We start from the raw sequence: 21,528 nt of genomic DNA, 5'->3' as shown, positions 1-21,528 counted from the left end.
ATGTTTCCATCGAGAATACTATAATAGAATGAAATGAATTGAGAGGTAGACAGATGCAAGTTAAAAAAGTTAAACAAGCACGAAGAAGCTTTAAGAGCTTCGCCATCGCCATCATTTTTTTTATAGGGATTCAGATCGGACTGACCTGGTATGTCAGTCTGGACACGGTCTACAACTATCGAATCAATTACAACATGTTTCTGAAAAACCAGAATACAATCGAGGTCGTTATTGATGAAATGGCCAAAAAAATTAAAAAGGAGAAACGGGACGATTACATCATTTTAATCGGAAACTCCGTAGCCTGGGGCACCAATGAAACTTCCCGGCATTCCTTGGGCTATTATTTAAATGAAAGTGCGGGCGGTTCAAAAGAAAAGCCTGCTGTTTTTAATTTATCTGCTCCCTCCATGCAGCCTGGAGATATTTATACTCTTCTGCTAATGCTTGATAAAAAGGGGATTTCAACGTCTAATCTCATTATTGGCTTGTCCTATTCCGCCTTTAACGAGCGCTCAAGCGGCCCTCGCGCCGTTTTCTGGCTCGGGGATCAGCTGAAAAGACTTGATCCCGCAGCCTTTGGCGATGTTCGGGAACAATTAGTACAATCGGGCTACAAGGACCTTGAAGGCAAGGATTACATAGAAAAAACGGCAATTCACAAGCTAATGGGCGTTTTGCCGATTTACCTCTACAAAGACCCGATATCCTTTTACTGGAAACAACAAAAAGCGGGCACGGATCTTCTTGGCAACCCGCTTCCATGGAATGAGAAAAAAATAAATCAGAAATGGATAAAGAGCTACGAATATTTAAACTTTTTTAATCCTGCGCCCTTTGATATGACTGAACGTAATTGGGGCGTCTATTTTATGAATCGAATATTCCAGCACCAGGAAAGCAAAAAAACGCTAGTCTTTATAGCAGGCGCCAATAGCGAACTGTCCAAAAATGAAATTAATGTTCAAGGCTATCAAGACAATTGGGCGACCCTAAGCGATTATTTTGCTCGGCCGGACGTTACCTATGTTCCTTTAAAGGATGTTATTTCTGCCGACAAATTTACGGATCATACCCATTTAACTAACGAGGGCAATCAGGAGCTGGCACACATTTTATGGCGCGCTTGGCAGAATGGAGAGAACGAATAGATGTTGTTTAATTCGCCTGTTTTTATATTATTTTTATTGTTGGTTGTTGCTCTTTATTTTTCATTTCCCCGTGCAAGGATGTACACGCTCGCGGCTGCCAATGCCTTGTTTTACGCATATGCGGGACTTGGCTACTTTTTGCTTTTTGCCCTTATTGTCACCTCTGTCTATTTTATATCGCTTGGGCTAAGAGGCTCGCGAAGCAAGCTTGCGCTTTTTGCAGGACTGGCTATCGTATTGGGCAATTTGTTTTTTTTCAAATATTCGATTTTTATTATTGAAAACATTGAACGGCTTGCCAATTTTCGCTTTGATTTCTCGGGGAGCTTCCTGGAAGACCGCATGATTCTGCTCCCGATTGGCATTTCGTTTTATTCCTTTCAACTTATTGCTTATCTGGTTGACGTTTATCGCAAAAAACTCCAGCCCGCCAAATCTCTGCTAGAGTTCTGGGTGTTTATCGCCCTGTTTGCGCATTCGGCGGCCGGCCCTATTCTTCGCGGCGGCGATTTTCTTCCGCAGCTTCGAAAAATTAAAAGCATCGCCTTCAATAACAGAAGAACCAAGCTGGGGCTTGCCTTTATTTTGCTGGGATTGGTCAAAAAGCTGGTTATCGTGGAGCAAGTAGCGCCTTATGTCAACGATTACTTCCAGAATGCAGCCGGTTTAACCGGCGTTGAAGCGTGGATTGCCGCTTATCTGTTTGCCTTCCAAATCTACTTTGATTTTTCCGCATATAGCGAAATGGCCGTAGGTATAGGCTTCTTGCTTGGACTTCGACTGGATTTGAATTTCAAAACGCCTTATCTCAGCTCAAATCCAAACGAGTTCTGGAAACGGTGGCATATTACGCTTTCACAATGGATTCGGGATTACATCTTTATACCGCTGGGCGGGTCAAGGGTTGCAAACTGGCGGATTTATGCCAATCTTATCTTGGCAATGGCTATCTCAGGCCTGTGGCATGGAGCGGCCTGGACCTTCATTATTTGGGGGCTCTATCATGGTTTTTTATCCGCCGGACACCGTATGTACCGTAAACTGATTACAAAGCTCAAGCTGGAGTCCTTTACCGGCTCCGTCCTGTATAAAGTCGCAGCAATCGCCGTTTTTTTCCATCTAACCGTAATCGGCTGGGTCTTTTTCCGGGCCAACACGATCCAGGAAGCGCTGGTTATGCTAAAAAAAATGACCTTTGTTCACCAATTTAACTACCAGCCTGAAATGCTTTCTTTATTTGCTCTTGCAGCGGGATTATACATTCTGCATATTTTGGAGCGCGTCATTGTATCCAGATTCGGCAGATTGTCGCTTTGGTGGCAGCTCAACATCCCCGTTATTATAAGAGGGGCTATTTACGCAGTCGTTGCTACCATTTTGCTTGTATTCCTCTTTAGAGGCGAAGGCAGCAGCTTTATTTACTTCCAATTTTAAAAAAGCAATCTAGAATAACATAAATATAAAAGAAGTGAGTGAGCCACAGTGACTTCAAGCACGACTAGCGATTTAAAAGCCGGCATCAAAAAATTCCGTCCCGAATTAGAAGGCGTTCGGGCGGTCGCCGCTATGCTTGTAGCTATTTATCACATCTGGGTTGGCTCCGTTTCCGGCGGAGTCGACGTCTTTTTTATTGTTTCGGGCTATTTGATCACAACCTCTCTATTATCGAAGATGGAAAAAGAAGGACATATCCGCTTTTTTGACTACCTGCTAGGTTTGGGCAAGCGGCTATTTCCAAACGCATTTATCGTTCTTTTGTTTGTTATGGCTGCTTCGTTTTTTTTGCTGCCGCAGGTCCAATGGAGGCAAATCATATCGGAGGCGCTTGCATCAGCGGGATATTTTCAAAACTGGAATCTGGCTCTGGATGCCGTGGATTATTTGGCTCAGCATAATGAAGCAAGCCCCTTGCAGCATTTTTGGGCTTTATCCATTCAAGGCCAGTTTTACGTCACCTGGCCGCTCGTCATTTACGCTTCCTTTATGATGGCGGTCAAATGGTTTAAAACGCCTCCGCGCAAAACGTTGCTGCTTGTTTTGTCACTTATTTTTGTAATGTCGATTTCCTACTCCATTTACATAACAGCCGTCAACCAGCCTTGGGCTTATTTCGATACCTTTGCGCGCGTTTGGGAGTTTAGCTTAGGGGGCATCCTTTCGTTGCTGCTCCCTTATGCGGCTATACGCAAACCGGTCAGTATTGGCCTGGGCTGGACGGGTCTTTGCATCATTGCTTTAACCGGCATCCTATTGCCAGTATCCACTGTATTTCCGGGTTATGCGGCGCTGCTCCCGATATGGGGCGTGATATTTATCATTATTTCGGCTGAAAGCAACTCCGGCTTCGGCGTTGCGCGGCTACTCGGCTCCAAGCCGTTCCAGTTTCTGGGCAATATTTCATACGCCTTCTATTTATGGCACTGGCCGCTGTTGCTTTTTTATTTAGCTTACTTCAGGAAGGAAGACGTCTCCGCATTGGCGGGAATTGCGATTCTTCTCCTTACGTTTGCATTATCTCTGCTTGCAACCCGAATGGTTGAGGCGCCTATTCGAAAGCTGTCCCTTCGGCAATCCAGAAAAAAAATCGTATTTTTATTGGCTTCCTTTGCCCTTCCCGTTGTTTTGGCCAGCCTGTTCTGGAGTATATATGCCGAGCATTCCCGGCAAATGGCCGCGCAAGCAACGATGCAGCATGTATTGGATCAAGAGAATTCCGAAGCAAAACGCGTAATTGAACTTGATGAGGAGCCAGAGCCTGTTCTGGATGCTTTTCAGCAGTTATGGGGTACCCAAGGCGAACACGATTCCGCTTTAGTATCCGCCTCCTTAGCGGACATCCAAAACCTGCCTGTTTTTTACGGGGATCGATGCTATGTAGATATGAAAAACAGGGGCATGAAAAAATGCTCCTATGGAGAAACAAGCGACCCGGATTACACCTTGGCTCTCGTTGGCGGGTCTCGCTCCGGACATTGGTTCCCTGCGCTGGAGCAATTTGCTCTGGAAGAAAAACTTAGAATCGACGTTTACAATAAGGATGCTTGCAGATTCACGACAGATGATTTTGACGGTAAGCTGTCCGCCTCCTGTATCGAATGGAACAAGCTTGCAGCAGAAGCGTTGCTACAGGATCCTCCAGATGTATTGATGACTACAGCAAATGTTGATCGAGATGCTTACATACCGGAAGGCTACATTGATATGTGGAACAAATTCGACGGGATAACGACTATTTTTGCCATCAGAGACACCCCGTCGATGCCTGAAGATGTGCCTGCCTGCGTTGAACTGTATGGAGGGGACAATTGCTCTGTGCCTCGAGACAAGCTTTTATCAGGCGAGCCTCCTTGGGCGCATACAGAGAATTTACCCGGCAATGTCTACTTTGTAGACATGTCCGATTACCTCTGTGACTCTCAATCCTGTAAGTCCGTCATCAATAATACCGTTGTTTACCGCGACAAATTCCATCTAAGCACTCAATTTGCCGCTATGCTGGCCGAGCCGATCAGAAAGGAGCTTTTACTAGTCCTGGAAAAAATAAAAGCGCCTGTTCAGTAAGACGCGACTTAAGCAGTAAAAAGCCCCTTTCAAATGGAATGAATCATTCCAAACGAAAGGGGCTATTGTATTAGGCCAAGCGTTCTTTAAAATCATTGTAGCCAAACTGGCGCACAATCTCGCAATCTCCGCCTTTTCTTTGGATCGCGATGGCAGGCAATGGCATGCCGTTAAACGTATTTGTTTTGACCATGGAATAAATCGCCATATCCCCGAACACAAGGCGGTCTCCGCACTGGAGCGGCTTGTCGAAGGAATAGTCGCCGATTACATCGCCGGACAGGCAGGTTTGACCGCCAAGACGATACGTGTACGGCTTTTCTCCCGGCTCGCCTGAGCCGAAGAGCGGCGGGCGATATGGCATCTCCAGCACGTCAGGCATGTGGCATGTCGCAGACGTATCAAGAATGGCGATATCAATGCCGTTTTTATGCAGGTCCAGCACGGAGGTGACGAAATAGCCGGCATTCAGCGCCACAGCTTCCCCAGGCTCCAGATAAACAGCCAGGCCGTATTTCTCCTGCATGCGATTGATGCAGGCTTCCAGTCTTGGAATATCGTAATCCTCGCGCGTAATATGATGCCCGCCGCCAAAATTAATCCATTCCATTTGCGGCAGCCATTGTCCAAACTTCTCTTCAACGGCGTTTAACGTCGTTTCCAGATCATCCGAATTTTGCTGGCAAAGCGTATGGAAGTGAAGCCCTGTTACGCCATCCAGAAGTTCAGGACGAAAATCTTCGCTTTTGGTGCCAAATCGCGAGCCGGGGGAGCATGGATCGTAAATCTCATGCCCCTCCTGCGTGGAACATTCCGGATTGATGCGCAAACCGACTTTTCTTCCCGCTTTTAGCGCCTTATCCTTAAATTTCTCCAGCTGCGAAAAGGAATTAAAAATAATATGATCGCAAATGGAAATAATTTCATCTATTTCATCCTGACGGTAGGCGGGAGCAAAGACGTGGTTTTCTTTGCCCATAGCCTCATAGCTCAGACGGGCCTCGTACAGCCCGCTTGCGGTTGCTCCGCTCAAGTATTGACCGATCAACGGATACATCGCCGTCATGGAAAAGGCTTTTTGCGCCAAAACGATTTTTGCACCGGTACGCGTCATAACGCCGTTCAGGATTTTTAGGTTTCTCTCAATAAGCTCCTCGTCAACAACAAAACACGGCGTCGGAAGTTCCTCAAATTTCATCTTAACGAACAAGCTCCGATTCTTTTTCTTCTACAGGCAGTTCGTCCACGAGAACCGGATTAAAATCCTCTACCCAAGGCAGGCCCCATTTGTTCAGCTCTTCCATGAACGGGTCCGGATTAAATTCTTCTACGTTGTAAACGCCTGGTTTAACCCATTTGCCCGTCAGAATCATTGCTGCTCCGATCATGGCCGGCACGCCAGTCGTGTACGAGATCGCCTGGGAGCCTACTTCTTTATAGCACTCTTGATGGTCGCAAACGTTGTAGACATAATACGTCTTGTCTTGACCGTCTTTTTTGCCTTTAAAAATGCAGCCGATGTTTGTTTTGCCAACCGTGCGTGGTCCAAGGGAAGCAGGGTCCGGCAAAACAGCCTTCAGAAACTGCAGAGGAATGATTTGCTGGCCTTCAAATTCGATTGGCTCGATGGAAGTCATGCCAACGTTCTCCAGAGCTTTCAGGTGCATCAGGTAGCTTTGGCCAAAGGTCATGAAGAAACGGATGCGTTTCAAGCCGGGCATGTTTTTCGCCAGCGACTCCAGCTCTTCATGGTACAGCAGGTACATATCTTTTTGGCCAACTTCCGCAAAGTTGTATTCGCGTTTGATTTCCATTGGCTTAGTTTCGATCCATTCGCCTTTTTCCCAATATCTGCCGTTAGCGGATACTTCGCGGATGTTGATCTCAGGATTGAAGTTGGTTGCGAACGGATAGCCATGGTCGCCGCCGTTGCAGTCCAGAATATCGATATATTCAATTTCGTCAAAATAGTGCTTCAGCGCATAGGCGGAAAATACGCCTGTTACGCCTGGGTCAAAGCCGCTGCCCAGCAGTGCCGTAATGCCGGCTTGCTCAAAGCGCTCTTTGTAATCCCATTGCCAGCTGTATTCGAATTTAGCCGTATCCTTAGGCTCATAATTTGCCGTATCCATGTAGTGCGTTTTAGTGGCCAGGCAAGCGTCCATGATGGTCAGGTCCTGGTAAGGAAGCGCCAGGTTCATCACGAGATCAGGCTTAACCTTGTTGATCAAAGCAATCAGCTCGTCAACGTTGTCCGCATCCACTTGCGCCGTTGTGATTTTTGTTTTGCCGCCGTCAAGCTTTGCTTTCAGCTCGTCGCATTTGGACTTGGTGCGGCTTGCAATGCAGATTTCCTCGAACACTTCGCTGTTTTGAACGCATTTATGAATCGCTACGGATGCGACGCCGCCGGCGCCAATGATTAATACTTTTCCCATGGTTTCATTCTCCTGACCTGAATTGGATTTTTTCGTCCCGTGCCGCGTGCACCGTATTTTTTGCAACAAAAAAACAAGTGCAAAATGGCATATCCGCGCATCACACTTGCTTTGATATACAATATTAAAAAGCTCACAATTCCAGATCAAAAGAACATAAAGTGCCCCTTTGACGGAAAGCTTCTACTGTATATCAATATTGGGATCAGAGTCTATATAGCAAATAATTCGCCTTTACCACTCTTATTGACCGTTTCACAAGTTGATGTGCAAATGCACTGGTTGTAAAGTAACCAACTTATAAAATTTGAGCTTTTAACTCAATCAATAAGGCAACTCATGTTGCCAATCGGCATTTGACCCGGCTGTCCGTATGGCCTTAACGTCCTTGTGGGAGTGGTCAAAGTTATTTGCTGGAAAGATCCATCTCATATTGATATATCGGCTTTCCAAAATCACAGGTTTTACAATAACAGACGTACAGAAAAAATACAAGACCCTTTTTTGATTTTTATCATATTAATTTTTTGTAAAGCTTCAATCGCAGCTAGCCCAGCACCGACAATAAAACGCATGATGCCGCAAAAACTGCGCCGTTTCGGTCTTTCTTCACTTCAAGCTGCCTGCCCTGCCGGAAATCCTTCAGCCTTGCTTCTCCCCTTAACCATCCATTGCGCCGCAACTTTTTTTTCTGGAAACCGTCCTTAATAACAGCTAGAAAATTCTATTTTTCGGGAGAGTGATCCAGAATGAAGACAACCCGCGCTTATCTTGGCCGGAGGGGCGTTACTATTTTTGCCAAAAGCGTGCTCGCAGCCTCCATTATTTTTAGCGGATCGGCTTACCTTGCTGCTCCGGCTTCCTATGCTGCCGAGGATGTAACAAAGCTGAAGGCTGTTAAGCTTGCAAATGAAGGCGATGCTCTGGAACGGGCAAAGCAATATGGACTGATTCCTAAAGACGCCAAAATTGTGTCCAATGCTCCTGATCCAAATAAAGCCAGTTGGTCGATCCATTATCTTTATTCAAATGGGAGCGGTAATGTTCAGGAAGGAACGATCAAACTTCGCTCCTCCGACGGCGAGCTGATTGCTCTCAGTGAAAGATTGAATTACAGCAGCGTTGGCGGGGACCCCATGGCGCCTCCGTACGACCCTTCATCAGAGAAATTCAGCTACGCTCAAGCCATAGACATAGCTATAAAATATGCGAAAGAGCAAAGCTGGCCTTTTGACCACGAGCAATGGATGGATAACGTTATAGAGGAATCGGATTATTCGCTCCGTTGGGTTGACAAGGCCCTCCACACTATCCCGCTCCAACGGGCATACCAAAACGGTCGTACACCCGACAAATTATATGTCTGGATCAATCGTGCAACAGGCGAGGTCGCCGGACATGATTTGAGCTGGACCAAAACCAATTATATTATTCCACAAAATCTGGAAAGCATTCAAAAAGCGCAAACAAGGCTATACAAAAGCTTTAAGCCCATTTTGTCCTGGACCGAGGATAACAACAAGCGGCTGGTTTATGCCTTTGGGGGCATGAGCGAAGGTGAAGAAAATACGACAGGCACAGCTTCGCCAACCTATAGCGTAGAACTGGCTAAAAAGCGGCTGCTGTCCCTGTATGACGTAGAATTGGTTTTCAGGCCGGATGGAAAAGGCAGCGCCACCGCTGAATACTCCTTTGTACCCAAACAGGGCATTCCTGTATTTTATACAGGAGCCGGTCCTTTTATTGATGCAAAAACGGGGGAATGGGTCGATTATTTGGGCAGCCTGGAAACCAGGCCTATGCCTCTCGCAAGCGAATGGCTCATTGATATCGCCGTGCCAGCCGGTCAAACCGGATATAAAGCCGCTGTGGTGTGGAACAATGAGCTCCTTGATTTGAAAAATCAGCCCATTGTGGAAAACGGGCATACGCTTGTTCCGTTCCGGGAGCTTTTAACCAAGCTTGGCGCCAAAATTGGCTGGGACCCTGTTAAGCGTGTCGTTACAGCAAGCAAGGACGGCAAACAAATCAAGCTGACGATTGACTCCAGCACTGCTCTTGTTAACGGCAAAGAACAGCCGTTGGGCACGCCAGCGGTCATTCGTAAAGGCTTTACGTATATCCCGGCCCGAATCGTGCTGGAGACATTTGGAGCCAAGGTGGGATGGAACTCGGACTCCAGACTGGTATTGGTGCAAACCGAAGCTTCATTGCCAGCTTTATCCGCCCTGGAAATAAAACAGCTTCGATTCCAGGCTTATCTGAAATGGGCTGAGAAGCAGTCCAAAACTCTGCAGAAATCTGGTTTTAACTGGAGCGATGCTGATGATTACGTCACTGTTGGGAAATTAGTCAGTGACGGGAATGGTCGTATTATCTCGGGAAGCATCCAAATTCATCGTGATTTAACAGGTAAACAGATTATCATCGCTCCAATGGAACATGATATTAATAAATCAATATTTGTGTATATTGATCATCAAAATAATGTAAAGCCGGCCACTGGCGGCACATACCATTTTAAAACAGACCTGGCTGAGTCCGTAAAAGGGGCCTATCGGGTATTTATTAAGGATAACCCTCAACTGCTGCAGTCTCTGGAAATAAATGAGCGCGATATGGAGTATTCCGCCATGTTTGCTCCTGTGAATTATAAGGAGATATATCCACTAAATAGCATAATCGCCTTTGATTTCACAGTCTATAACAGCGATCCCAAGCCCTACACATTTAAAAACCATAAAATCTTCTATACGGTCTCTAAAGTGGATACAAACGGAAAATTGAAGCAAATTTACAAGGGAGACTTACCTAGCCTTAATGGAACATTGAATCAAAATGAAGGATTCAGCATGCCTGTATTGTGGGATCAAAAAAATCAGAGTGGCAAGTACGTATCCGCAGGCACTTATGAGCTAAAAATTATTTATCCTTTCGGTCAAAGATATGGGGATAAATTTATGTTGGAGATTAAGTGAGTTTCTAACATTGTACCCGCTCAAAAACCCCTCGCCTTCGCCAAACGCGAATGTGAGGGGGTTTTCTATACCTAATACATTAAGTTTAGTAACAAGCCACTTTTACGTAAAATGATTGTGAGTTTCTGTATGAGCAATTTCGTCCTCAAAAAACAAATCATCAAGCGAGCTTAACGTGCCGTCTTCTTCAACCTGGTATACGGACATTTTTTCCCCGTTAACCGTCAATTCAATAAAGCAGCCCCAGCAATAGAACTGATGGGAACCAATCTTTCCGATATCTTTTGAATTGCAGTTTGGACATCTCATCATATACATGTCTCCCTATCCCTTGAAATTGGAAGCTGCGACAGGCTCCAATTCCGCTTCACTGACAGCAGGAACAATAATCGCGTCTTCCCCGAGCAATACGTCATCCGGATCACTCGGTGACTTCAGCCACTTCCGTCCCTCCATCAGATCCGAAACAAAACCGTCAGTAAGCTCATAGCCTACTATTTGTGTACCCTGAAACGGGAAAAAATAAACATCGCTTACAGCCCCAAGCTGAACGCCATGCACCGTAATCACCGGCATATCCTTCAGCTTGACGATGCCGCAATAAAATGCGCGCTTGACCTGTTTTGGCTTCATTACCTTAACCGCGCCTTCTCCGGAGATAATGACGGAATCTTCACCGCAGGTCAATACATCGCTCCATTCTACCGCCCTGACATTAAACGCAAACCATTTGGCAAATTCCAATATAAGTCCGTTTAATCGCCAATGCTCGTCAAACCAGGCGTCCTTTACCGTTCCGACATACTTGCCGGAATGGATGGCCAAAACGGGTAATCCGATCAGCTGTTGAAGTTTGATCACTTTGGGAGGGACCTCCTATCCTTGCTTGGACAGGCGGCGGGCAATATCAATCACAATTTGCGCCGCTTGCTCCAGTTCCTCCAAAGTATTCCCCAAACCAAAGCTAAATCTTACTGCCGAATCCAGTCGTTCGCGAGATACCCCCATTGCCTTCAATACATGCGACTTTTCCAAAGAACCCGATGTACAGGCTGAGCCGCTTGCCGCCGCTATTCCGGCCATATCCAGATTCATCAGCATGCTTTCCGTCGGAATGCCGATAAAGCTGATATTGACAATATGAGGAAGATGCAGAGTTGGATGTCCATTGACAACAACGCCCGCGGGACCAATTCCCTCTGCAAGCATCTCTATCCATCTCATACGAAGCTTGTCCAAAAAAGGTTGCTTTTTTTCTTTTTCGTTCACAGAAATGTCAATTGCTTTTGCAAAACCCGCAATTCCGGCTACGTTTTCGGTGCCAGCACGGCGTTTTCTTTCCTGCAAGCCTCCATGCTGCAGAGGGTCCAGGTGAACGCCCGAGGAGACATACAGCGCGCCAACGCCTTGCGGCCCATTGATTTTGTGAGCGGAGAAGCTCATCAAATCAACAGGCATATGGTTTAAGGAATACGGAATAAAACCAAGCGTTTGCACGGCATCCACATGGAACACCGCATTTGATTCAGCAACCAGCGCCCCAATTTCTTCTATCCGCTGCAGCGTGCCTACTTCATTATTGCCATGCATAATGCTGACAATAGCGGTTTCCGGGGTTAGCGCCGCCTTTACTTGCTCCAGGTCTACAAGACCGAATTCATCCACAGGCAACATAATAAGCTCAAAGCCTTCTTCGTCCTGAAGCCACTGGCAGGTATGCAGCACGGCATGATGCTCCGCAGCGGATGTAATCAGCCGGTTCCGGCCGCGCCTGCGCTGCGCCCTGGCCGCTCCGATCAAAGCGATATTGTCGCTTTCCGTTCCTCCTGACGTGAACATCAGTTCGCTTGATTTGCAGCCAAGGGCTGCCGAAACAGAATCCCGCGCTGCAGTAATTCTGCCCCTGGCAGCCCGTCCGAAGGCATGGGTGCTTGAGCCGTTGCCGCCCGGTCCCTGCATCACCTCAAGCATAGCGTTTATTACATCGGGATGCATCGGCGTTGTTGCCGAGTGGTCGAAATAATATCTTTTCATCTCCGTCGCCGCCTAGATATAGAACATGTACGAATCTTTTTGTTCTTCTTCCTTGTAAGCAATCAAGCTTTCAAGCGTAGTCGTATCCAGCACTTCCGCAATGCTGTCTCGGATGCGAAGCCACAAATTGCGCTTTGCCGGATCGTCTTCCTCTGTAAAATCGACCGGAGAAATCGGTCCCTCCAAAATGCGGATGATATCGCCGGACGTAATGTGCGAAGGGTCCTTTGACAGGATATAGCCGCCGTATGCGCCGCGAATGCTTTTGACCAGACCCGCGTTGCGAAGCGGAGCAACGAGCTGCTCCAGATAATGCTCGGACAAGCTGTTTTTTTCTGCGATGCTTTTAAGGGATATAGGACCTTCGCCAAATTTGGCTGCAAGCTCCATCATAATCGTGAGACCGTAACGACCTTTTGTCGATATTTTCAAAGTAGCACCTCTCTCTATTTCTCTGTATTCCCATTACCTTTATATGTTAACATACACCAGACGTTCCGTGTGCAAAAAAGGTTGTCATTTCATGAAAAAGTTTCACAACTATGATACAATATAGCTGTTTTAATCAACAAGGCGGTGATGGAAATGAGCAAAAGCATAGCAGAAACAAGAGTCGTCGTTGGCATGTCCGGCGGAGTCGACTCCTCGGTTGCAGCGCTGCTGCTTAAGCAGCAGGGTTATGATGTGATCGGGATTTTTATGAAAAACTGGGATGACACCGATGAATTCGGACATTGTACAGCAGAGGAGGATTCCGAGGATGTGCGGCGCGTCTGCGACAAAATCGGCATTCCTTATTATACAGTCAATTTTGAGCGCCAATATTTCGATAAGGTGTTCACTTATTTTCTGGATGAATATAAACGCGGAAGAACGCCAAATCCCGACGTTATGTGCAACCGCGAAATCAAGTTTGGCGACTTTCTTAACAAAGCGCTGGAGCTTAATGCGGACTATTTGGCAACGGGGCATTATGCAAGGGTTGAACGTTCCGAGGATGGCACCGTCAAGCTTCTGAGAGGCGTGGACTCCGGCAAGGATCAAACCTATTTCCTGAGCGCGCTGAACCAGGAGCAGTTGAACAGAGCCATGTTCCCAATCGGGCATCTGCCCAAGTCCGAGGTGCGCCGCATTGCGGAGGAGGCCGGACTTCATACCGCGAAGAAAAAAGACAGCACGGGCGTCTGCTTTATCGGCGAACGAAACTTCAAGCAATTTCTGAGCGGTTATTTGCCGGCCCAGCCTGGTGATATGATTGATATCGCCACCGGCCAAAAAATGGGACGCCATGACGGTCTAATGTATTATACATTGGGACAACGTCAGGGTCTGGGCATCGGCGGCTCCGGCACAGGCTCCGGTGAACCATGGTTTGTAGCGGATAAGGATCTGGAACGGAACATCCTGTACGTCGTTCAGGGAGAGCGCCATCCCAGCCTTTATTCGCATAGCTTGACGGCTTCCGGCATGAACTGGATCGTACCGCGCCAGGATACCAAATCTCTGGTCTGCACAGCCAAGTTCCGCTATCGGCAGCCCGACCAGGAAGTTGAGGTTGTCATGGAGGCTGACGGCGCCGCGCGTGTTGTTTTCGCCAATCCCCAAAAAGCAATTACACCGGGACAAGCCGTTGTATTCTACAATGGCGACGAATGTCTTGGCGGCGGGACGATCGACATCGTGCACAAAGCAAGCGCGGAGCCAGTGAGATAATCAGCGCTTTCAGAAAAAAGACTCATTATGAACGGGATATCGTTCGGGTGGGTCTTTTTTGCTCAGGTTTATCCTGCGATACGGCATTGTCCTGCTTAGCTATTGCAATTCTAGAGATTCGCAGATGTTTAGTTTCAAGAATTTGAAATTGATAGTTCCGTTGCAAAATAAAGCTTTGCATAGGCATGGGCGGCGACGGAAGCTGATGATAGAGCCAGCCCCCAATCGTCTCGAATTCATCGCTCGGAATGTTCAACCCGAAAAAGCTGTTGACCTCTTCAATGAGCATCAAGCCGCTGATGGAATAATGTCCATTGTCCATTTTGACAATATCGGGAAGCCCGGAATCGAATTCATCTTGAATATCCCCAACGATCTCCTCCATAATATCCTCCAGCGTAACAAGTCCCGACGTGCCTCCAAACTCATCTATTAAAATCGCGATTTGGCTTCGCGTCTTCTGCATCAGCCCCATCAGGGAGCTTATCTGCATTCCCTCCGGCACCGTTGTTACGGGCCGAATCATCGGTTTCATGCTGTCGGTCGGCTGTACATTATCCTTCAGCAAATCCTTGATATGAACAAATCCGATAATGTTATCCTTGTCATTTTCGCAGACGGGATAGCGGGTTCGCATATATTGAATGGCGATCGCCTTGTTTGCTTTTAAAGACAAACCGGCTTTCAAGCATATCATCTCGGTGCGGGGAATCATGATTTCCCGTGCTGTTTTTTCGTTGAAGCTAAAAATATTGTCCATCATTGCAGCTAGCTCCGCGCCTTCCATAAAGCCGGTTCTTCGTCCTTCCTCCAGCATACTGCGCAGGTTAACCTCCGCTTGAGCCGCTTTGGCTCCATGGTGACCGCTCAGGCCAAATATCCGCAGCAGCCCATTGTTCAAATAAAGCAGCAGCGTCACGATTGGCGACAGCAGCTTCATCGCGACATACATCGGTAACGCTGCAAAACGAAGCACCGCTTCAGGACGACGCAGCTCCGCCAGCTTGAGCGCAAGTCCCGCTGCTGCAAGCAGAAGGAACAGGGCCAAAGCAAATGCCCCCGTATAAGCCAACGGCATAATCCAAACCTCGCTTACCCGGTCAAAGCTGCCAAACCACGGCGCCAGCAGCTTAGCGGCGATCCAGGTAAACAGGAAACCAACGGACAGAAAGGAAAAAGAAACACCTAATTGGCAAAGGGTCATAAATCGTTCCTGATTTGCCGCCATTGCTGCAGCCAGCCTGCTCCTCAAGCTCCCTTCGTTCCTTGCCTCTTCTCTATTCGGCAACCATGTGCGAGCCTTAGTCAAAGACATTTGTACAGCCGCAAAAAAAGCATTAACGCCCGTCAGGGCAAACGCCAGCATAACCATCCAGAACGCAGCAGCCCATTCATCCAACTTGTATCCGCCAAGAGCGCCAATGATGAGAGGTCCGTCTTTGCTTGGAACAGCCTCAATTAGCTGCTGTTGCACATGCTACAGCACTCTTGACGCACCTCCCTCCGCAATGTAATGCCAGCCTTACCTATTTTTATTCCGGCAGGCCCATCCAAGATTCATGAATTGTTCAATTATGGCGCCGATAAACTAGGCAATTGGGGAGCGGCTATCCCTAACTTTTGGTATAATACATGAGATGTTGCTGTAATAAATATCACAATGCAATTCAGGAGGATTTAATTATGATGAAACGTGTTTTACCGCTTATTCTGGTTTTTCTTCTGCTGCTCCCGGGAGCTGCGCTGGCCCACTCGCGTCTGGAACAATCGGTTCCTGCCGCAGACTCAGTCCTGGACAACTCTCCGTCTGCCATCGAGATGACCTTTAATACAAAAATTGAAAAGCTGAGCAGCTTTAAACTGCTCGACGAAAATGGAGAGCAGATTGAAACCGAACGGACCGAGGTCGATAACGACACATTGTCCGGCAAGGTGAAGGAGCCGCTCGGCAATGGTACCTATACGGTGGATTGGACAATCATCGGAGCGGACGGCCATACCATCAACGGCTCCTATGCTTTTACGGTCAATGCTGCTGTGCAGGAGGAAACTGCAACGCCTGAAGCGGCTCCATCAAGCGAGCCGTCAGCAGAGCCGTCCACAGTGCCTTCCACAGAGCCTTCTGCGGCGCCGGACAACACTTCTACGGATGGCGGCGAAGGTAGCGGGGAAAACGCTGGCTCACCATCGGACAATAACGTCGAAAAAGCAGCTTCGCCTGAAAAAAGCTCCACCGCAAGCATTATCGCCTTTGTTATTATCGGTATTATCGTTTGTGCTGTCGTTGTTTTGTTACTAAGGAGACGTAAATCATGATTTATATAAGCGAGGCTTTGCTCTATATCAGCTTCGCCCTGTTGACCGGAACGTTGATTCTCCGGCTTGTGCCCGCCAAAAACAAGCCGGAAATAAAAACGCCCGCTTGGCTTCTTCCGGCTTGCGCTTTATTGATTCCCGTTTTGTCCTTTGTTCCCATTCACGAGCTTGCTTTACGGTTTTCGACCGAGTTTGAGCTTTCGTATATGGAAATGCTGCGGAGCATATTAGCGGACGTCAGCATGGGCAAAGCCTGGATCTGGACCCTGCTAGGTTCGCTTGGCCTTACGATCCTGTTGTCGCTAAAGGCTTTTCGAGAGGATAAGCATATGCCCAAAGTTGCATTGTTTATTCTTTTTTTGCTTATTATCTGGCTGGGCTACGCCAGTCATGCTTCTTCGTTAAGCGCGTTCAAGGGGCTTGTTGTGCACAGCGCTCATTTTCTGGGCTTTAGCGTCTGGATCGGCATTTTATTTGTAGCAGGCTGGTTTTCGCAAAACGACCACCATTGGGCCGCCTTTCTGAAGTGGTTTTCGCCTGTTGCTATCGTTTGTGTTTTACTTACTCTCATTGCGGGCTTTACCTTGATGACCTTTACAACCCCACAGTATGTCAACTCCTGGATGCTGCCATACGGACAAATGCTTCTCATGAAGCATTTGCTAATACTGCCGCTACTGCTGTTTGCCTTTACCAACGGCTTCCTTTATAAGCGCAAAGCAGCAACAGACAGCAGCTTCAAGCCTCGTCCCTGGATAAAGGCGGAAGGCATTGTCGCCTTGCTGGTGCTGGCCGCAACGGCTTCGCTGGGGCAGCAGGCGCCGCCGCATACTGTAAGAGAAACGCTGCAGTATGAAGCTCCTTCGTCATTATTTACCAGCCTGTTCCGGGGTTCCTTTAGCCCGGACATGAGCCTTTCCTTTACCTGGACGCTTGAAGGCTTGCTCATGTTTGCGGCAGCTTTGCTAATGGCTTGCGGCGTCATCTGGTGCCATCGCTCCAGCCGTCCATGGTCAGCCTTGTCCATGGGTGTATTATGCGCCGGCTTTGCTTACCTGGGAGCTATGTTCAGCCTTTCCGCATAACCTTACGGAATCATCTTTCACGTCCGGTCCTCCCTGCTGAATCGTTATTTGTTTCACTTGACTTTTCGGCCAGCCCCAAGCAAAAACGGCGTTTCGCATCTTGCTTTCCGCAAGGTGTGAAACGCCGTTTTTCATTGGACTCGTTTATCATTTTGCTGGCTGGCAGCGGTCAACGCAATCTCCGCTCCTGGTTTTGCTTTATTTTGTCCTCCATGCCTTGTGCGGTTGCCTTATAAAACGTCATATTGCGGAACGTATCCGGCAAATATTGCTGCTTTACGTAATGGTTGGGGAAATCATGCGGATATTGATAACCCCCGTGCCCCAGACTTGTAGCGCCCTTATAATGGGTATCGCGCAAATGAAGCGGCACCTCGGCGTTTCCATTGCGTTCAATCGCCGACATAACATTGCCGATGGCGACGGCCGTTGCGTTGGACTTGGGGCTTTCCACCGCAAACAAGATCGCCTGGGCGATATTGTATTTGGCCTCCGGCCAGCCAATTTTGTGATAGGCATCCATCGCGGTGACGGCTTGAATCATCGCTTGAGGATTCGCAAGCCCGATATCCTCGCTGCAGGCCACGATAAGCCGCCGGATAAAGGTCATAGGGTCCATGCCAAGCTTCTCTACAGCGTAAAGAAACCAATACAATGCGGCATCGCTGGAGCCTCTGACGCTTTTGTGAAAGGCCGACAATACATCGTATTGAGTCGATTGGTCGGCGCGGATGCTGGGCTTGCGGACCGATTCCTGAGCCACCTCCAGCGTGATGCGGACGGAGCCGTCCGGCTCCGAAGGCGTTGTAACCGCTGCAAGCTCCAGCGCATTGAGCGCCCGCCTGATATCTCCCCCAGCCATTGACGCAATATGGTCTAGCGCATCCTCGTCGGCGTGCAGCGTCATAAAGCCCAGACCCCGTCCTGCATCCTCCATCGCTCTTTTCATAGCTTCCAGAGCATGTCTTTTTTCCAGCGCCTCCAGCTGGAACAGCGTTGAACGAGACAGAAGCGCCCCATTGACATGATGGAACGGATTTTCAGTCGTAGCGCCGATAAAAATAATAATGCCTTGTTCAACGGCGGGCAGGAGCGCATCCTGTCTGGACGTATTGAAGCGATGCACCTCGTCCAGAAATAAAATCGTTTTTTTCCCGTACAGCGTTTTATTGCTCCGCGCCCTCTCAATCACCTCGCGCACATCCTTGACGGAGGCGTCCACCGCATTCAGCTTGACGAAATCCCCTTCCGTCCGCTTGGAAATGATGTGCGCAAGCGTCGTTTTTCCGCAGCCCGGCGGGCCGTACAGCAATATGGAGGAAACCTGATCCCCCTCTATCGCCCTTCTCAGCAGCTTTCCCTGGCCGACGATATGCTCTTGTCCGATATATTCATCCAGCGTTTGGGGACGCATGCGGTCAGCAAGCAGTCTGGCTCGCGGCGCATGCTCCTCTTGCTCTTCCTGATAGCTAAACAAATCCATAGCCTGCTCAATCCTTTGTTTTTGTGTTCAATTACTAGAATCATAGCATATCCGCACAAGTGTTCGCCAGTTCCTTGACAGCATATAAAAAGACAACCTCCATGCCCGCATTTCTGCGGGTATAGAGGCTGCTCTCCAAAGCTTGAGTTTGTTTGCTTATGATTTATTTATCTCCATCCGCGCTTATGGTCTCAAGCAAGTCCTTAACAACCACGCTGACCATAATGAGGCCTGCAACGGGCGGAACAAACGAGTTGCTGGCAGGCGGCTGCTTCGCTTTGCGAATTTCGGGAGCGTTCTCCGGAACGATACGCTGCGTTACGTCCTCGCGCGGCTTAATAGGATCTTCATCCGAAAAAACAACCTTTACGCCTTTTTTAATCCCGTCTTTGCGCAGCTTGGTGCGCACAACGCGGGCAATAGGGTCCGTATGCGTCTTGGAAATATCCGCAACCTTAAAGCGGGACGGGTCCATTTTATTAGCGGCGCCCATGCTGGAAATGATGGGAATGCCTCTGTGTAGACATTCCTTGATGAGATGCACCTTGTAGATGATCGTATCCGAAGCGTCAACCACATAATCCAGCGGGTACTGAAAAATTTGCTCGTAGGTTTCTTCGGTATAGAACATGCGCAAGGCCACAACATCGCATTCCGGGTTGATCAGCTTGATCCGGTCGCGCATTAAATCCGCTTTGGGCTGTCCGACCGTTGTGGTCAGGGCATGTATCTGACGGTTGATGTTCGTAATGTCCACAACATCTTTATCAATCAAAATGATACGGCCAATGCCGGTTCTGGCCAGCGCCTCCGCGGCAATGCCCCCGACGCCCCCGATGCCCAGCACGGCAACGGTGCTGCCCTTCATCTTTTCCAGACCTTCAGGGCCGATGGCAAGCTCTGTGCGTGAAAATTGATGCAGCATGCGCTTCTTTCGCCTCCTTGCTTATTTCTCGCCTTCAGCCGCCGCTGCAGCAGCAGGGGCTGGCTTAGGCTTCAGCACGGTACGGATATGCAGCTGCTCAAGCTGCGACAGCTCCACTGTGGAAGGCGCATCGCAGAGCAGGTCCGTAGCGCTGGCTGTTTTCGGGAACGCAATCGTTTCACGCAGGTTTGTGCGGCCGGCAAGCAGCATGACCAGACGGTCGAAGCCAAACGCAATGCCGCCATGCGGAGGCGTGCCGTATTCAAACGCATCCATGAGATAGCCAAACTTCTCATAGGCCAGCTCGTTTGTAAATCCAAGCGCCGTAAACATTTTTTCCTGCACGTCGCGCTTGTAAATCCGCATGGAGCCGCCGCCAACCTCGTAGCCGTTCAGCACCAGGTCATACGCCTGAGCTCTGATTTTGCCGGGATCGGTGTCAAAATAATGCAGATCGTCTTCGTTTGGACGAGTGAACGGATGATGCTCGGCCACATAACGTTTTTCTTCCTCGTCCCAGCCCAGCAGCGGGAAGTCCACAACCCAGGCGAATTTGAAGACGGAGTCGTCAATCAATTTCAAATCGCGGCCCAGCTTCAGACGAAGGTTGCCGAGCACATCGGCTACCACTTTAGGTTTGTCAGCGGAGAAGGTCAGCAAATCGCCTTCTTCAACGCCAAGGCGCTCCGTCAAAGCGGCAATTTCTTCTTCCTTCAGGAATTTGACGATTGGTCCGCGCCATTCGCCGTCCTTCACGGTAATCCAGGCCAAGCCTTTGCCGCCGTAACGCGCGGCGAACGGTTGAAGATCGTCAAGCTCCTTGCGGCTCCAGCTTGCGCAGCCCTTTGCGTTCAGCGCTTTGACCACGCCGCCGCTTGCCGCAACGCTTGCAAATACTTTTACGTCGCTGCTCGACACAATATCAGTGATGTCTTCAATTTCCAGACCAAAACGCAGATCCGGCTTGTCGGAGCCGTATTTGTTCATAGCATCGGCGTAAGTGATGCGCTGGAATGGAAGCGCCAATTCAACATTTGACGTTTCGCGCAGCAGCTTGGCCACCAGCTCCTCCATCATGCCCAGCAGTTGATCCTGGGACAGGAAAGAGGTTTCAATGTCGACCTGCGTAAACTCAGGCTGACGGTCGGCGCGCAAATCCTCGTCGCGGAAGCAGCGCGCGATTTGATAATAACGCTCGATGCCGCCTACCATCAGCAGCTGCTTGAAAATTTGCGGCGATTGCGGCAGGGCAAAAAATTCGCCTTCGTGCACCCGGCTTGGCACCAAATAATCGCGTGCGCCTTCCGGGGAGCTTTTGGTCAAAATTGGCGTTTCAACTTCAAGGAAGCCTTCGCCATCCAGAAAATCGCGGAAAATTTTTGCCGCTTTGGAGCGAAGCAGCAATGTTTTTTGCATTTCAGGGCGGCGCAGGTCCAGATAGCGGTATTTCAGGCGAAGCGACTCATCCACCTCAACGCCGTCTTCGATCGGGAACGGAGGCGTTTTAGCCGCATTCATCACTTCGATTTCAGTTACGCGGATTTCAATTTCGCCTGTTGCAAGGTTTGCATTGTACGTTTCGGGATCACGCTCAACTACGCTGCCTTTAACGGCCAGCACAAACTCGTTGCGGGCACGGTCGGCAACAGCCAAAGCGTCGCCGGAAAAGTCAGGGTTAAATACGATTTGCACGATGCCCGTGCGATCGCGAAGGTCAATAAACAATACGCCGCCAAGGTCGCGCCGGCGCTGTACCCAGCCGTTCAGTGTTACCGTTTGTCCAACATCGGCTTTGGTTAACGTTCCGCAGCTATGTGTTTTCAACATCATGTTCTGTCATCTCC

At 48.7% G+C, this 21,528-nt stretch carries 17 protein-coding genes; 7 read left to right on the top strand and 10 right to left on the bottom strand.

From position 1 onward, the window contains the following. Positions 1 to 53 precede the first annotated feature (53 nt). Genes A7K91_RS11400 through A7K91_RS11390 form a run of 3 tightly spaced genes read left to right on the top strand, consistent with a single transcriptional unit; the run spans position 54 to position 4,712 of the window. The gene (locus A7K91_RS11400; protein ID WP_068682730.1) at positions 54 to 1,151 is read left to right on the top strand and encodes a hypothetical protein; all 1,098 of its coding nucleotides are present in this window, start codon (positions 54 to 56) and stop codon (positions 1,149 to 1,151) included. Beyond that, positions 1,152 to 2,585 carry an MBOAT family O-acyltransferase gene (locus A7K91_RS11395; RefSeq protein WP_068682728.1) on the top strand — a complete coding sequence of 478 codons (1,434 nt, stop codon included), beginning with the start codon at positions 1,152 to 1,154 and terminating at the stop codon, positions 2,583 to 2,585. It abuts the gene before it with no gap. A gap of 48 nt (positions 2,586 to 2,633) precedes the next feature. Beyond that, complete coding sequence (locus tag A7K91_RS11390; protein ID WP_068682725.1) at positions 2,634 to 4,712, top strand: acyltransferase family protein; 2,079 nt, start codon at positions 2,634 to 2,636, stop codon at positions 4,710 to 4,712. A gap of 70 nt (positions 4,713 to 4,782) precedes the next feature. On the opposite strand, the gene nspC is transcribed toward A7K91_RS11390, so the two are convergent. Together nspC and A7K91_RS11380 are read right to left on the bottom strand one after the other, a co-directional pair. After that, positions 4,783 to 5,910, bottom strand: coding sequence for a carboxynorspermidine decarboxylase (gene nspC / locus A7K91_RS11385; protein WP_068682723.1), 1,128 nt, complete (start codon positions 5,908 to 5,910; stop codon positions 4,783 to 4,785). A 1-nt stretch (position 5,911) separates the two neighbouring features. Continuing rightward, entirely contained in the window at positions 5,912 to 7,150 is a 1,239-nt protein-coding gene (locus A7K91_RS11380; protein WP_068682721.1) for a saccharopine dehydrogenase family protein, read from the bottom strand. Between the two features lie 749 nt (positions 7,151 to 7,899). On the opposite strand from A7K91_RS11380, the gene A7K91_RS11375 reads away from it, so the two are divergent. Next, positions 7,900 to 10,128: a copper amine oxidase N-terminal domain-containing protein gene (locus A7K91_RS11375; protein ID WP_068682718.1), complete on the top strand. Its 2,229-nt coding sequence runs from the start codon at positions 7,900 to 7,902 to the stop codon at positions 10,126 to 10,128. A 102-nt stretch (positions 10,129 to 10,230) separates the two neighbouring features. On the opposite strand, the gene A7K91_RS11370 is transcribed toward A7K91_RS11375, so the two are convergent. From A7K91_RS11370 to cymR, 4 genes are read right to left on the bottom strand one after another with little or no spacing between them, the layout of a single operon-like run. Next, on the bottom strand, positions 10,231 to 10,440 hold the full coding sequence (locus A7K91_RS11370) for a hypothetical protein (protein WP_068682716.1): 210 nt from the start codon (positions 10,438 to 10,440) through the stop codon (positions 10,231 to 10,233). A gap of 12 nt (positions 10,441 to 10,452) precedes the next feature. Next, on the bottom strand, positions 10,453 to 10,989 hold the full coding sequence (locus tag A7K91_RS11365; RefSeq protein ID WP_082967392.1) for a PRC-barrel domain-containing protein: 537 nt from the start codon (positions 10,987 to 10,989) through the stop codon (positions 10,453 to 10,455). A gap of 15 nt (positions 10,990 to 11,004) precedes the next feature. Then, positions 11,005 to 12,162: a cysteine desulfurase family protein gene (locus A7K91_RS11360; protein ID WP_068682714.1), complete on the bottom strand. Its 1,158-nt coding sequence runs from the start codon at positions 12,160 to 12,162 to the stop codon at positions 11,005 to 11,007. Positions 12,163 to 12,174: 12 nt separating this feature from the next. Next, positions 12,175 to 12,594 carry a cysteine metabolism transcriptional regulator CymR gene (gene cymR / locus A7K91_RS11355; RefSeq protein WP_068682712.1) on the bottom strand — a complete coding sequence of 140 codons (420 nt, stop codon included), beginning with the start codon at positions 12,592 to 12,594 and terminating at the stop codon, positions 12,175 to 12,177. A gap of 153 nt (positions 12,595 to 12,747) precedes the next feature. Here cymR and mnmA point away from each other — a divergent pair, with 153 nt between their 5' ends. After that, positions 12,748 to 13,875 (top strand): tRNA 2-thiouridine(34) synthase MnmA, encoded by a 1,128-nt coding sequence (mnmA, locus tag A7K91_RS11350; RefSeq protein WP_068682710.1) that lies wholly within the window; start codon positions 12,748 to 12,750, stop codon positions 13,873 to 13,875. A 25-nt stretch (positions 13,876 to 13,900) separates the two neighbouring features. Here the strand turns inward: mnmA and A7K91_RS11345 are convergent, their stop codons facing one another. After that, a complete protein-coding gene (locus tag A7K91_RS11345; RefSeq protein WP_082967391.1) occupies positions 13,901 to 15,349 on the bottom strand; it encodes a hemolysin family protein in 1,449 nt (482 codons plus the stop codon). Between the two features lie 209 nt (positions 15,350 to 15,558). Between A7K91_RS11345 and A7K91_RS11340 the strand changes: the two genes are divergently transcribed. Both A7K91_RS11340 and A7K91_RS11335 read left to right on the top strand, forming a co-directional pair. Continuing rightward, a complete protein-coding gene (locus tag A7K91_RS11340) occupies positions 15,559 to 16,191 on the top strand; it encodes a copper resistance CopC family protein (RefSeq protein ID WP_068682708.1) in 633 nt (210 codons plus the stop codon). Then, positions 16,188 to 17,276: a copper resistance D family protein gene (locus A7K91_RS11335; protein ID WP_068682706.1), complete on the top strand. Its 1,089-nt coding sequence runs from the start codon at positions 16,188 to 16,190 to the stop codon at positions 17,274 to 17,276. The genes A7K91_RS11340 and A7K91_RS11335 overlap by 4 nt, the downstream gene beginning before the upstream one ends. A gap of 169 nt (positions 17,277 to 17,445) precedes the next feature. Here A7K91_RS11335 and A7K91_RS11330 read toward each other — a convergent pair whose 3' ends face one another. From A7K91_RS11330 to aspS, 3 genes are all read right to left on the bottom strand, one after another. After that, positions 17,446 to 18,759, bottom strand: coding sequence for a replication-associated recombination protein A (locus A7K91_RS11330; RefSeq protein ID WP_068682704.1), 1,314 nt, complete (start codon positions 18,757 to 18,759; stop codon positions 17,446 to 17,448). 163 nt (positions 18,760 to 18,922) lie between these two features. Next, positions 18,923 to 19,684, bottom strand: coding sequence for a tRNA threonylcarbamoyladenosine dehydratase (locus A7K91_RS11325; RefSeq protein ID WP_068682702.1), 762 nt, complete (start codon positions 19,682 to 19,684; stop codon positions 18,923 to 18,925). Positions 19,685 to 19,705: 21 nt separating this feature from the next. After that, a complete protein-coding gene (gene aspS / locus A7K91_RS11320) occupies positions 19,706 to 21,514 on the bottom strand; it encodes an aspartate--tRNA ligase (protein ID WP_068682700.1) in 1,809 nt (602 codons plus the stop codon). Between the last annotated feature and the right edge of the window lie 14 nt (positions 21,515 to 21,528).

The sequence above is a fragment of the Paenibacillus oryzae genome, assembly GCF_001675045.1.
Taxonomy (GTDB): domain Bacteria; phylum Bacillota; class Bacilli; order Paenibacillales; family Paenibacillaceae; genus Pristimantibacillus; species Pristimantibacillus oryzae.
Note: the sequence above shows the minus strand (reverse complement) of the source record. Positions and strands in the feature narration are given on the sequence as shown.

Bases quoted from the DNA above. Each gene is read 5' to 3' on its own strand.
- A7K91_RS11395 (WP_068682728.1), top strand. From the start codon at position 1,152: ATGTTGTTTAATTCGCCTGTTTTTATATTATTTTTATTGTTGGTTGTT.
- A7K91_RS11340 (WP_068682708.1), top strand. From the start codon at position 15,559: ATGATGAAACGTGTTTTACCGCTTATTCTGGTTTTTCTTCTGCTGCTC.
- A7K91_RS11330 (WP_068682704.1), bottom strand. From the start codon at position 18,759: ATGGATTTGTTTAGCTATCAGGAAGAGCAAGAGGAGCATGCGCCGCGA.
- A7K91_RS11375 (WP_068682718.1), top strand. From the start codon at position 7,900: ATGAAGACAACCCGCGCTTATCTTGGCCGGAGGGGCGTTACTATTTTT.
- nspC (WP_068682723.1), bottom strand. From the start codon at position 5,910: ATGAAATTTGAGGAACTTCCGACGCCGTGTTTTGTTGTTGACGAGGAG.
- mnmA (WP_068682710.1), top strand. From the start codon at position 12,748: ATGAGCAAAAGCATAGCAGAAACAAGAGTCGTCGTTGGCATGTCCGGC.
- A7K91_RS11380 (WP_068682721.1), bottom strand. From the start codon at position 7,150: ATGGGAAAAGTATTAATCATTGGCGCCGGCGGCGTCGCATCCGTAGCG.
- A7K91_RS11325 (WP_068682702.1), bottom strand. From the start codon at position 19,684: ATGCTGCATCAATTTTCACGCACAGAGCTTGCCATCGGCCCTGAAGGT.
- A7K91_RS11400 (WP_068682730.1), top strand. From the start codon at position 54: ATGCAAGTTAAAAAAGTTAAACAAGCACGAAGAAGCTTTAAGAGCTTC.
- A7K91_RS11335 (WP_068682706.1), top strand. From the start codon at position 16,188: ATGATTTATATAAGCGAGGCTTTGCTCTATATCAGCTTCGCCCTGTTG.
- A7K91_RS11370 (WP_068682716.1), bottom strand. From the start codon at position 10,440: ATGATGAGATGTCCAAACTGCAATTCAAAAGATATCGGAAAGATTGGT.
- A7K91_RS11360 (WP_068682714.1), bottom strand. From the start codon at position 12,162: ATGAAAAGATATTATTTCGACCACTCGGCAACAACGCCGATGCATCCC.
- aspS (WP_068682700.1), bottom strand. From the start codon at position 21,514: ATGATGTTGAAAACACATAGCTGCGGAACGTTAACCAAAGCCGATGTT.